Below are 11,445 nucleotides of genomic sequence, written 5' to 3'. Positions count from 1 at the left end.
AGAACAAGCTGTTTATTGGTCGTTTTTCGCGCCATCGGTTTTACCGGAGGAGGATTGGCCCGTTTCAGCGGAATGGCCTTTTCCCTCATCGCCTCCGGCTGTATCTGTCGATGCATCCTCCCCAGTACCTGGATCATCCGAAGATCTCAAGGAAAGCTGGACCACACGCTTGCCAGCCTGATTGGTTACCTTCTGGCTTGCTACATAACCTTCACCGCTGACATTCACGGATACTTTCATCAGAGTCAGAACATCCAGCGCATCCCGCAGAGACTCACCCGTCAGATCCGGAACCTCCATCGTTTTGTCTGTTTCAGTCAGAAGGTATATGTGCTGTCCGGGGCTCATCGGAGTCCCTTTGGCTGGAAATTGCTTCATGATCGAGGTACCTTTACCCAAGGTATCAAAAGCGATGCCGGATTTAAGCAGTTGTTTTTCAGCTTCCTTGACGTTTTTATTGACCAAATCCGGTGCAGGCGGACGATTTTGTGTTTTGATTGCATCATTTTTTTTGACATCGGTTTCCGGTTTGGTTGTGGTTGTGGTTTTTGGCACTCCCATATATTGAAGGGATTGCGACACAATCTTCTTGAAGACCGGCGCAGTTGCGGTACCGCCGCCTACCGTTGCACTATCAGGCTGGTCCATAATGACGATAACCGCTATCTTCGGATCATTCACCGGCGCGTAGCCGATAAAGGAAACGACTGATTTGGAGCTGTCATACTGTCCGTTAATGTTTTTTATTGCCGTACCGGTTTTACCCGCTACGCGATAGCCATCAATGTAAGCGTGACGTCCTGTGCCAATATCCTGGTCAGCAACGACCTGCTCCAGATATTCGCCGGTTTCCTTGGCTGCCTCGGGAGAAATAACCTGTTTGACCGTAACAGGTTTAGTAACCTCCGTTACACCTGTATTCGGATCGGTCCACTCCTTGATAATTTGAGGCTTCATAAGCTTGCCTCCGTTAGCAATCGCAGATACGGCAGCCAGCTGTTGGATCGGGGTCACGTTGACGCCGTGTCCATAAGATGCTGTTGCAACCTCTACGGGACCCGGAAGATTTACGGCCCAGGTTGTTTCACCAGGCAAATCAATTCCGGTTTTTTTCCCGAATCCGAAATCGGTAATATATTGGAGCAGGCGTTCTTTCCCCAATAACTCTGATCCCAGTTTAACAAAAGCCACGTTACTGGATCTCTTGACGCCCTCAAGATAGGTAATCTTACCCCACCCTGCTCTTTTAATATCATGTAGCACCCTTTTGGATCCTTTGACTTGAATCTGACCCGATAGATATTTCGCATTAGGATCAAACAGCTTTTCTTGAACGGCTGCAGCCAAAGTTACGATTTTAAATGTAGAACCAGGTTCATAGACCGATTTGACCGCATGGTTCATAAAATTATTGAAGTCCGTCGTCTCCCAGTATTTATTCGGATCGAATGTAGGCAAATTCGCCATACCCAGTATATCCATCGTTTTGGGATCCGCTGCGATGACTGTCATACTGATTGGATTATATTTATCAAATGCCTCTTTCATGGCGTCTTCGATATAATACTGGATTTGATCATCGATCGTCAGCTTGTAATTCATACCATTGACAGCCGGCTCGTAGATATCATTTGAATTGGGCAGCTTGTCTCCTGATGTATCTGACTCATATCTCAAATGCCCTTTGGTACCTTCCAATTTATCATTCAGATATATCTCAAGCCCGGCGACCGCTTTACCTTCACGATCGGTATAGCCCAGCACATGAGAAGCCAGGGTTCCTTTCGGATAATACCGTTTCGATTCTTTCAATGTGGCCAGGCCTGTCTCTTGAATCTTCTTCTTATTCTTGAACTGCTCTTTTAATTGGTCATTCAGCTTGTCAATTTGTGCCTTTTTGGTTTCATCGATCTTCCAGCCTTCGTTGCGGACTTCGACGTTCTTGAGGTATTCGCCTTTAGCGTCCTTCTTGTTGACAAGTGCCTTGAGCTTATCGACATCTTTACCCAGAATCTTGTTAAGTCCTTCGACTACCATGTCCTCAGTTCCGTTCGAATGAATAACACTCGGATTGACGACCACGGTGTATGCTGGGGCGTTAATAGCAAGCGGATCTCCATTTCGGTCTGATATCGTTCCCCGTTCTGCCGGAATATCCGATTCTTTGACCCACTTGGCTACACCCTTTTCATGCCAGGAATCTCCCTGGACAACTTGCAGGGCAAACATCCTGATAAGCAAAACAACAAAAAGGAGGGTGATGAATCCTCCTAGTAGCACTGTGCGAAGTTTTATTCTTTTTATCATTTTCCAACCCTCACAAGCTCTATTTTTTTGCAGTATCCGACTCGCCGGCAGTTTCATCCGTTTTCGAAGATATTTTGGAGCGCTCAACATTGATAACCTGCTGATCCGTTGGTTCAATATAGCCCATCTGTATCGCCTTATCACGGATTCCGACTTCAAGCTGCTGCTTCTGAAGCGTCAGCTGGCTGATTTCAGTCTTTGAAGTTTTAATCATTCTTTCCGTTTTCTGATATTCCTTGTTCAGTCCATAAATGTTAGCGTTCTGCCAGATGATCAGGCTCGCCACCATGACACATACCACAATAGTAAGCAAATACAACAGCTTCTCTTTGATTGGAAGATATGTACGGCGGGTAACCACCATCGTCTTCTCCCGGTAGCCGGGATATGTGCGCTTTGCAGGCTTTTGTTGTTCTTTTACTGCCAAGTTACCACGGGTGTAGGCCATGTTTTCTTCCCCTTCATCATAGTCTTACGCTTTGCAAGCATAGATTTGATATTTTAAGTATATGTTATAGTTTCTCCGCGACTCTCAGCTTCGCTGAACGTGCGCGAGAGTTTAGTTCCAATTCCTCTTCGCTTGCAATAATTGGTTTCCGGTTCACCAGCTTGAGCTCGCCTTTCCCATTGCAAACGCACATCGGGAAGTCAGGAGGACAAGTGCATCTTCCAACATAGCTGTTGAAAATATGTTTACAGATCCGGTCCTCGAGTGAATGGAAAGTAATGACCGATACTCTTCCTCCCGGTGCAAGGCAGCGAACCGCCTGATGAAGTGCCTCTTCAAAAGCGCCAAGTTCATCATTCACCGCTATGCGCAATGCCTGAAAGCTCCGCTTCGCGGGATGCCCCCCGGTTCTGCGTGCCGCCGCAGGTATACCTTCTTTAATAATATCGACCAGCTGACCTGTGGTTTGAATAGGTCCCTGCTCCCGGTGTTCGATAATGAACTTGGCAATGCGCCGGGAGAATTTCTCTTCCCCATATTGGAAAAGCACGCGCGCAATCTCCTTTTCCGGCCATTCGTTAATAATATGCCATGCCGTTAATTCAGAGGATTGGTCCATGCGCATATCCAGCGGTGCATCATGGTTGTAGCTGAATCCGCGTTCCCCTTCATCAAACTGTGGTGATGAAACGCCAAGATCAAACAATATCCCATCAACCTGCGGGATACCGTCTTTCATAGGAACAGCAAGTTCTTTTAATGTATCTTCCAGTTGACGAAAATTCGTTTTGACCAAGGAAACCTTGTCCGCAAAAGGAGCAAGTCTTTCCTTTGCATTATTCAGCGCCCAATCATCCTGATCCAGCGCAATGAGTCTGCCATATTCTCCAAGCTTTGAAGCGATCAGGGAACTATGCCCCGCTCCGCCAAGCGTACAGTCGACATAAATGCCGTCTCGTTTGATGTGCAGCCCTTCTGTGGCTTCTTCTTTAAGCACCGTGATGTGATGAAACAAGCTGCAGCCCTCCTAGACTTATTACAATTCAAAATTAAAATCAACCAGCTTTTCAGCGATTTCGTTAAATGCACCTTCAGATTGCTGAAAGTATGCTTCCCAGGTGTCCTTGCTCCAAATCTCAACGCGATTGGATACTCCCAGCACGACACATTCCTTGTCGAGCTTGGCATATTGGCGAAGATTACCCGGTAAATTTACCCTTCCCTGTTTGTCCCACTCGCATTCTGTCGCACCTGAGAAAAAGAACCGGGTGAATGCGCGGGCATCCGATTTCATTAGAGGAAGCGACTTCAGCTTCTGCTCAAGGATGCTCCATTCATTCATAGGGTAAACAAAGAGACACTGGTCCAAGCCGCGGGTGATCACAAAGGCTGAACCCAAAAGCTCACGGAATTTGGCTGGAATGATCAAGCGACCTTTATCGTCAATGCTGTGTTGATACTCTCCCATAAACATTCGGCCACTCAACTCCTTAACCCCAAATCCCCACTTTGCACCACTTTCCACCACTTAAGGATACTAGATTCGCCACCCAAAATCAAAATCCTTCCTGGCATTTGTGTTTTTTTGGATATTGTAAACGAGTGTTTTCGTATATGACAGCACGAAACCCCTTGATCCATAAGGATTCAAGGGGTTTTCCGGAAAGTAAATACCGTCCAAAAATTACCTTCTATTCATGTCCTGTCCAGCTGTCCAGATATTCAACCTGCTCGCGGCTTAACGCATCGATTTGGATCCCCAGGCTTTCCAGCTTATAGCTTGCAACCTGCCGATCAATTTCCAGTGGTACATTCAATACCTTGCTGCCAATTGTTTCATAGTTGTCATTCACGTACTTCAGGGACATAGCCTGCAAGGCAAACGTCATATCCATGATTTCCGCCGGATGACCATCACCCGCTCCTAGATTGACCAGACGTCCTTCTGCAAGAAGATAAACCTTACGGCCATCCTTGAGCTCATATTCCTCAATGTTGCGGCGGACTGTGCGGATCGAAGCTGCCCGGCTGGACAATTCGATTTTATTAACCTCGACATCAAAATGACCCGCGTTGCACAGGATCGCTCCATCCTTCATCACATCAAAGTGCTCACCGGTAATCACGTCACGGTTGCCTGTTACGGTCACGAAGAAGTCGCCCTGCTTTGCAGCCTCGATCATCGGCATCACTTCAAAGCCATCCATATGCGCTTCAACGGAACGAATCGGATCCACTTCCGTAACAATAACCTTGGCGCCAAGACCCTTGGCCCGCATTGCAACCCCTTTGCCGCACCAGCCATAGCCGACAACCACAGCGGTTTTTCCGGCAACAACCAGATTAGTGGTACGGTTCACCGCATCCCAAACCGATTGGCCTGTTCCATAACGGTTATCAAACAAATACTTGCAATAAGCGTCATTCACAGCCACCATCGGCAGTTTGAGGAGGCCTTCCTTTTCCAGAGCCTTCAGGCGTATAATGCCGGTCGTTGTTTCTTCCGCGCCGCCCCGGATGGTCTCAAGCAGGTCGGGACGCTCCGAATGCAGAATTGTCACGAGGTCGCCCCCGTCATCGATGATAAGGTCTGGCTTGGTTTCCAGAGCACGGATCAGGTATTCCTTGTATTCCACCGGATCCGGATTGTATTTAGCGAGAACCGTTACGCCATCCTCTACAAGTGCCGCACAAACATCATCCTGTGTCGAAAGCGGGTTGCTGCCTGTGATGGTTACTTCGGCACCGCCAGCCTTCACAACCTTCGCCAGATAAGCGGTTTTGGCTTCCAGATGCAGCGAAATGGTTACCTTCAGTCCTTTAAACGGCTGCTCCGCCTCAAATTGCTTACGGATTTCATTAAGAACGGGCATATGTGCCTCTACCCAATCAATTTTCAAATGCCCTTCCGGGGCCAAAGCCATATCTTTGACGATGCTGTTCTTCAATGACAGTGTACTCATGAATAGCCTCCTCTTCTCATCTTCCTATTACATTTCTATAATCTGATGTTCCGCCGTGTAGCGTGTACAGCTTCCAAGGATATCATTGATCCAGCTGAAGCCATATCGGTTTATATAGTAGAAAATATTATAAACTCTCTCTTGAGGTTTACCCATTGGGAATAAAGACACATAAATTTGCTCCCATTGACGCAGTGCCGCTTCATGCTGCTTTTCCAGCGCCTGCTTCGTCTTGCGCTCCAGATAAGAGATTTGCTCCAAAATTTTGTCTTTGTTTTTCTCCCCGAGTGGGATCAGACCATGTTGGATCGTTCCCAGCTCACGGATCAATGGCTCATACAGCTTTTCAAACGCGTTTCGTGTTTCTTCAAATCTAGGATCAATATCAAAATCAGCCTGAGCGTTCAACCAGCTTTGCCGTGCATCGTCAAAGCGGTGCTGAACGTCCTGAAAGGATAATCCGAAATGTTCCATGTACTTCCGCAGCGTTCCATGAACCAGTGTAAAAGACATTCTTGGTAACAAAATCGGCATTTTCAGTCCGAGGACCGGGAACGCATCCTTCGTAATGGCCCAGTACGAAATTTCCCCTTGTCCGAGCACGGTACAGAGAACCGGAAACAGAGACTCCTGCATCAAAGGACGGGTTAGCACATTATTGCTGAACCGGTCCGGATGATTTGTCAGCTCGCTCAGGAGTTCTTCCTTAGTGAAGTTTACGATACCCTTCCGGTCTGTAAAACTTCCGTTTTGCTTTTGCAGCAGCAATCTGTTTCCTTCATAGATATAAAAGAGATTGGCACCGTCTACCGTCACATCCGCCTGCAGCGGATATCCATGTCCCGTAATACGGGCGGCAGAAGCTTGATAAGTCGGGCCAAGTTCATCATTCTGTTTAATCATACGTTCAAAAACAGGAATCTCGAGCTGGCGCAGAGCCGGATCTGCCGAATCCAGAAGGATTAATCCCAGTTCGCCAAAAAGGCGTCCGAGCAGTTTGGCAAAAGCATCGCTCAGATTGCCCGACTCTTCCGCAGCTTGATGCAGCAGCTGAAGAATTTCCGGTTTGTTCACACTATCCGGCAGCAGGGCCGCCAATTGATCCAGTGACTGCTTCCACTTTTCAGACGTCACCTTGATATGGCTTACGGAGTTTCTAGGGCCCGGTGCTGCGTCCATTTTAACACGTGCTACCTTGAGCTCGGGCGTCATCACATAGGTATGATTAACCTCGTCCCAGTCATGATCCTCACCGGCGATCCAGAACACGGGTACGACTGGCCGCTGCAGCTTCTCCTGCGCTTCCTTTGCAGCCATAATGATCGTTAAGGCTTTATAGACGACAAGCAGCGAACCGGTAAACAGTCCGCTCTGCTGTCCGCCAACGACGGCAAGCGTACCTGTCTGCTCAAGTAACTCAAGCGATTTATGTACCTCTTTATGGTCGTTATGCTCGTTATTATATTGTCTAAGACAAGCTACCAGCGCTACTCTGTCTATACGGGTTCCTTCGGATTCGTCCAACCACTCTGCGCGGCGGTTCCAGGATTCCTCCATGCGGAAATCATCGCCGTACAAATCCTCCACCTGCGAAAAATGGTTTATATAATCATCTGCAAGAGCGGAACCGCTCTTCAGCGAATCTGAAACAACATTCATGAAGTCTGCCTCCTATTCTGTACCTCTTCAAATCACTTGCAATCGCATAAAAATCTTTCTTGATTGTAACCAAAGATAACTCTGCCGTCAAAGCAAAACAGGGGAACGGCTTTACCAGCCCTCAAATGCTTCAAATTCAGTTACAGTTTAATAATTATAACTCTTCTGGTATCAGTATGCCATGCCAAAACGAAAAAAACCGCCGGATTAACCGGCGGTCATCTTTTCAGGCTTATGCGTACGGAGCGGCAACCCAATGACCTTTCGAAACCTCGACCAGTCTTGTGTCTTCCTGCATAATTCCATTTCCGTCCTTCGCCGAATGAATCGGCCCTGACAGCTCGTCGTTCATGACGATCCGCTTTTTGTTCTCCTCAATTTCCGGATCGGGAATCGGGATCGCTGAAAGCAATGTCTTCGTATAGGGATGGATCGGATTGGAATATAGTTCTTCACTATCCGCGAGCTCAACCATTTTACCAAGATACATCACCGCTACACGGTCACTGATATGCTTGACCATAGACAGGTCATGCGCAATAAACAGATAGGTCAGTCCGAGACGATCCTGCAGTTCTTTTAGCAGGTTAACTACCTGCGCCTGAATGGAAACATCAAGTGCGGAAATCGGTTCGTCACAAATGATAAATTTAGGATTGACTGCGAGCGCCCGGGCAATACCGATACGCTGGCGCTGTCCTCCCGAAAATTCATGCGGGTAACGTGTGGCATGATCGGGATTCAATCCGACCATATCCAGCAGCTCCTCAACCCGTTTCTTCCGTTCCTTGCGACTTCCCGCAAGCTTGTGAATGTCCAGCGCTTCACCGATAATATCTGAAACGGTAAACCGCGGGTTCAGTGATGCATATGGATCCTGGAAGATCATTTGCATATCGCGGCGCATGCCTTTCATTTTACTCGGCGAGAGCTTGTAGATATCTGTACCGTTAAAGCGAACACTGCCTGCCGTAGGCTCGTACAGGCGGAGAATGGTACGTCCTGCAGTGGATTTGCCGCAGCCGGATTCACCAACCATCCCGAGAGTCTCTCCTTCGCGGATAAAGAAGTTGATATCATCGACGGCTTTGACAATTTTGCCTCCACCCACATTAAAGTACTTTTTCAGTCCTTCTACTTCAATCAAATGGTTTTCTTTCATGACGAATGAACCTCCTTCGCCATCTCATGCAGGTTCCAACAGCGGGCCATATGGGTATCGCTGAATTCCGTAGAACCTGGATTGATGCGCTCACAAACTTTCATTGCTTCATCACAGCGGGCACAAAATGCGCAGCCGATCGGAGGTTTAATCAGATCGGGTGGTGTACCAATGATCGGAATGAGAGGCTCATCCTTCTTCTGGTCCAACCGCGGCATAGAACGAAGAAGACCTTTGGTATAAGGATGCTGGGGATTTTTGAAAATCTCCCATTTCGTCCCGGTTTCAACCACTTCACCCGCATACATGACGATAACTCTGTCACACATGCCTGCAACAACACCGAGGTCATGCGTAATGAGGATGATCGAGGTGCCAAACTTCTTCTGCATATCCTTCATGACATCCATGATCTGTGCCTGGATCGTTACGTCCAACGCTGTTGTCGGTTCATCCGCAATCAGCAATGCCGGATTACATGCCAGAGCGATCGCTATCATCACCCGCTGGCGCATACCGCCGGAGAACTCATGCGGATATTGTCCAAAACGCTCCTCCGGATTTTTAATGCCGACGAGCTTCAGCATCTCGATGCCGCGCACCTTCGCTTCGGAGCTCGACAGCTTCTGATGCTTTATCAGCACTTCCGTAATTTGCTTGCCTACTTTAATCGTAGGGTTGAGGGAAGTCATTGGATCCTGGAAGATCATGCCGATATCTTTACCGCGGATATGCTCCATCTGTTTATTTGATTTCTTCAGGATATCCTGACCCTGAAAAATAATTTCACCGCTTTTGATTTGGGAAGGTGGTGATGGTATGAGGCGCATAATCGTTTGGGCGGTAACACTCTTGCCACTGCCAGACTCACCTACAATTGCCACCGTTTCCCCTTTGCCTATTTCAAAGTTCATGCCACGGACGGCTTGAACTTCTCCGCCCTTCACCTTAAAGGATACTTGCAGGTCTTTTACTTGTAAAATCGGTTCCATGATCTCACCTCCTGTTATTTCAGTTTCGGATCGAGCGCATCGCGGAGGCCATCACCGAAAATATTAAATGCAAGCATAGTCAAGCTGATCAGAATCGCCGGGAAGAGCATCCGCCAAGGATAGTACATCCAGCCAGTCAACGCGTCGTTGATCATTGAGCCAAGTGAAGCTACCGGTGCTTGTACACCGAGACCCAGGAAGCTTAGGAAAGCTTCGGAAAAAATAGCGTTCGGTACGGACAACGTCAATGTAACGATGATAGGTCCCACGGCGTTTGGCAGCAGATGCCGGAATAACAACCGGTTTGAGCCAGCGCCCATGGAACGGGAAGCCAATACATACTCCCTGTTTTTCAGCTGCATAATTTCGCCGCGTACAATCCAGGACATGTTAATCCAGCCGGTGATTGTCAGTGCCAATATGATGGTTCCAATACTTGGTTCAAAAACAACCAGCAACAGGATCGTTACCAGCATATAAGGAATGGAGTACAAGATCTCCGAAAATTTGTTCATGATAGCATCCACGCGGCCACCGAAGAAGCCCATGATACCGCCGTAGATAACACCGATCATAAGGTCAATAAGTGCCGCGGCCATACCAACAATCAGTGAGATGCGGGCGCCCATCCAGGTACGTACGAACATATCACGACCGAGGTCATCCGTTCCGAACCAGTGTACTTTGGAAGGCGCCTGGTTCGTATTCAGCAGATCATTGGTAGCTGAATCGAATTTTGAAATGATCGGCCCGATGATTGCAGCCAAAATAATGAGCACAAGCACGATTAGACTGGTCATGGCCATCTTGTTTTTACGAAGGCGCTGCCATGCATCTCTCCAGGCCGAAAGACTTTCCCGCTGAATAATCTCAGCCTGCTTTTCGTCTACGCCTATTTTACGGAAGTCCTCGGGCGATAGCTCAACATTGGTGTTTGATAAAGTTGTGTCATTAACTGCCACCGTTAGCCCTCCTTCCCGCCGGTTAATTTAATACGCGGATCAACCAGCACATAAACTATATCTGTAATGAAACGTGCAAGCATAAGCAGGACACCGTAGAAAATGGTTACACCCATGATCATGGTATAGTCACGGTTCGTAATACATTCAACGAACACTTTACCTATTCCGCCGATACCAAAGATCTGTTCAATAACGACAGAACCAGTAATGATATTGGCTGTCATTGGACCAATATAGGTGACAACAGGTAAAATGCCGTTGCGGATCACGTGTTTGAACATAATCGTAAACCAGTTCAGACCTTTCGCTTTGGCTGTCTTGATGTAATCAGCATGCAGCACTTCAAGCATGCTGGAGCGAGTCAAGCGTGCGATAAACGCAATCGGTTGGGCAGACAATGCTGCGACAGGTAAAACATAATCAAGAGGGCCATCAAAGCCCATAACATGAAACCATCCGAGCTTCTCACCGAATATAAACTGAATCAGAGATGCCAGTACGAAGCTCGGTACTGCAATTCCAAGAACGGCCAGAATCATCGCTACGTTATCAATCAGCTTCCTGTGATAGAGAGCCGCGAGCATTCCGAGCAAAACACCGATAATGACCGAAATCACGATCGCGAACACTCCGAGTTTCAGGGAGGCTGAGAAGGTATCCAGAATAATATCTGTAACTTCCTGGTTCTGGTGTTTCATCGATATACCGAAATCACCCGTTGCAATATCGCCTAGATATTTAAAATACTGTTGGTATACCGGTTTATCGAGACCGTACTGCTCCATAAGACGGGCTTGTATTTCAGGCGGAACCTTTTTCTCGGACATAAAAGGATCCCCAGGTATGGCTTTCATCAGAAAGAATGTGGCTGATATCAGAATAAACAAAGACACCAGCATGTAAAAAAACTTGTTGGCTACGTAACGAACCATGCCCGATGACCCTCCCC

General features: G+C 47.6%; 10 protein-coding genes. All 10 read right to left on the bottom strand.

All coding sequences use genetic code 11. The features are described from left to right. Positions 1-12 precede the first annotated feature (12 nt). Positions 13-2,307 (bottom strand): penicillin-binding transpeptidase domain-containing protein, encoded by a 2,295-nt coding sequence (locus KJS65_RS01560; protein ID WP_213648283.1) that lies wholly within the window; start codon positions 2,305-2,307, stop codon positions 13-15. A 19-nt stretch (positions 2,308-2,326) separates the two neighbouring features. Next, positions 2,327-2,755, bottom strand: coding sequence for an FtsB/FtsL family cell division protein (locus KJS65_RS01555; protein ID WP_213648282.1), 429 nt, complete (start codon positions 2,753-2,755; stop codon positions 2,327-2,329). A gap of 64 nt (positions 2,756-2,819) precedes the next feature. Further along, the gene (gene rsmH, locus KJS65_RS01550) at positions 2,820-3,770 is read right to left on the bottom strand and encodes a 16S rRNA (cytosine(1402)-N(4))-methyltransferase RsmH (protein WP_136606507.1); all 951 of its coding nucleotides are present in this window, start codon (positions 3,768-3,770) and stop codon (positions 2,820-2,822) included. 21 nt (positions 3,771-3,791) lie between these two features. Further along, positions 3,792-4,229 carry a division/cell wall cluster transcriptional repressor MraZ gene (gene mraZ, locus KJS65_RS01545; RefSeq protein ID WP_136606508.1) on the bottom strand — a complete coding sequence of 146 codons (438 nt, stop codon included), beginning with the start codon at positions 4,227-4,229 and terminating at the stop codon, positions 3,792-3,794. Between the two features lie 217 nt (positions 4,230-4,446). After that, entirely contained in the window at positions 4,447-5,718 is a 1,272-nt protein-coding gene (locus tag KJS65_RS01540; protein WP_213648281.1) for an adenosylhomocysteinase, read from the bottom strand. A gap of 27 nt (positions 5,719-5,745) precedes the next feature. Next, on the bottom strand, positions 5,746-7,377 hold the full coding sequence (gene bshC / locus KJS65_RS01535; protein ID WP_213648280.1) for a bacillithiol biosynthesis cysteine-adding enzyme BshC: 1,632 nt from the start codon (positions 7,375-7,377) through the stop codon (positions 5,746-5,748). Positions 7,378-7,609: 232 nt separating this feature from the next. Next, a complete protein-coding gene (locus KJS65_RS01530; protein ID WP_213648279.1) occupies positions 7,610-8,539 on the bottom strand; it encodes an ABC transporter ATP-binding protein in 930 nt (309 codons plus the stop codon). Continuing rightward, entirely contained in the window at positions 8,536-9,531 is a 996-nt protein-coding gene (locus tag KJS65_RS01525; RefSeq protein WP_136606512.1) for an ABC transporter ATP-binding protein, read from the bottom strand. The genes KJS65_RS01530 and KJS65_RS01525 overlap by 4 nt, the downstream gene beginning before the upstream one ends. A gap of 14 nt (positions 9,532-9,545) precedes the next feature. Then, positions 9,546-10,493, bottom strand: a complete 948-nt coding sequence (locus KJS65_RS01520) for an ABC transporter permease (protein WP_136606513.1) — start codon at positions 10,491-10,493, stop codon at positions 9,546-9,548. 2 nt (positions 10,494-10,495) lie between these two features. Then, positions 10,496-11,428: an ABC transporter permease gene (locus KJS65_RS01515; protein WP_136606514.1), complete on the bottom strand. Its 933-nt coding sequence runs from the start codon at positions 11,426-11,428 to the stop codon at positions 10,496-10,498. Between the last annotated feature and the right edge of the window lie 17 nt (positions 11,429-11,445).

The sequence above is a fragment of the Paenibacillus sp. J23TS9 genome (assembly GCF_018403225.1).
GTDB lineage: Bacteria > Bacillota > Bacilli > Paenibacillales > Paenibacillaceae > Paenibacillus_AQ.
This window is presented reverse-complemented; position numbering and strand designations above follow the sequence as displayed.